The organism is Pseudomonas sp. SDO55104_S430 (assembly GCF_054070595.1).
Genome location: NZ_JBSVXG010000472.1, coordinates 1 through 1,358 on the forward strand (window position 1 = coordinate 1; position 1,358 = coordinate 1,358).

At 57.2% G+C, this 1,358-nt stretch carries 1 protein-coding gene; it reads left to right on the plus strand.

Features of this window, described 5'->3' with window-relative positions; genetic code table 11:
- Positions 1 to 73 precede the first annotated feature (73 nt).
- Positions 74 to 1,099 carry an IS110 family RNA-guided transposase gene (locus ACW9JE_RS30760; protein WP_457434914.1) on the plus strand — a complete coding sequence of 342 codons (1,026 nt, stop codon included), beginning with the start codon at positions 74 to 76 and terminating at the stop codon, positions 1,097 to 1,099.
- The last annotated feature ends 259 nt before the right edge of the window (positions 1,100 to 1,358 follow it).

Genomic DNA, 1,358 nt, shown 5'->3' on the forward strand with positions numbered 1-1,358 from the left:
TGAAATGGCTACCCCCGCACCCCCTGTAATCGCTCGCTAAGCTTTCACAGGGGGCTAATCGGAGATCATTGCCATGAACAACGTTGCTATCGCCGCCATCGACCTGGGAAAACGCTCCTTTCACCTGCACGCTCAGGATGAGCATGGTCATGAGCTCTATCGCAGAAAGTTTAATCGCACCGGGCTCACTCGGCACTTGGCCAACCTCAACCCGTGCACGGTGGTGATGGAGGCCTGTGGAGGAGCCCATTTCATGGCGCAACACGTTGCCACGTTGGGACATTCGGCCAAGCTCATTGCTCCACATCTGGTACGCCCTTACGTCAAAAGCAACAAGAACGACTTTGCCGATGCCGAAGCGATCTGCGAGGCAGCTACCCGTCCCACGATGCGCTTTGTGCCGCCCAAGACCCAAGATCAACAAGCACTGGCCATGCTCAACTCGACACGCGATGCGTTCGTCAAAGATCGAACAGCGACCGCCAATCGGATTCACGCGGCGCTACTGGAGGTCGGAATCAGTCTGCCTCCGGGGTTTAAATCGATCAACGAGCTTGAGGCGCAGCTGGAGGAGGCCTCGTTTTCCGAGGCCATCAAAAGAATCCTCAGGTGCCTGCATGAACACTTCAAGTACCTGAACGAACAGGTGAAATCGCTGGACAAGCGCGTAGAAAGCCAGGCCGCTGAAGATGATCTGGCTTCTCGTCTGATGACAATGCCATGCGTCGGCCCGATCACCTCCAGCGTCCTGGCCGCGGAGTTGGGCGATGGAAGGCAGTTCAAGTGTGGACGAGGCTATTCGGCCTCAATCGGACTGGTCCCCAAACAACATTCCACCGGCAATAAGACCGTGTTGCTGGGCATCAGCAAGCGCGGTGACCGAAACCAAAGGCGCCTGCTGATCCAATGCGCCCGTGTTTACCTGATGCAACTGGATCGTCAGAAAGGCTGGCTGGCCGACTGGGTCAGGCAGCTGCTGACCCATCATCACTCCAACCATGTGGTCTGCGCGCTGGCCAACAAGCTGGCGCGGATCGCGTGGGCGATTGCGGCACACCACACTGAATTCGATGCAGGGCCAACCGCGATGAACGCCTGACCCTGCTGCCACCCGAGCACCACCCACCTGGTTTTGCGATGCTGGATAACAGATGACGTGAACGGCAAACCGGCCTGACGACAACCCTGGGCTCCTACACGGCTGAAAGGCCGTTCCCCTAATTAGGGTCGTTGGGCATCGATTCTCATCGAGGCGCGGGGCAACACCCCCACTCAGACGCCGGATAGATGAAAGCAAGCCAAACACAACATCAAAAACAGTATTGCAGAAAAGGGGGTAACCATAGATGTAGGAGCGA

Coding starts and splice junctions, on each gene's coding strand:
- ACW9JE_RS30760 (WP_457434914.1), top strand. CDS start 74: ATGAACAACGTTGCTATCGCCGCCATCGACCTGGGAAAACGCTCCTTT.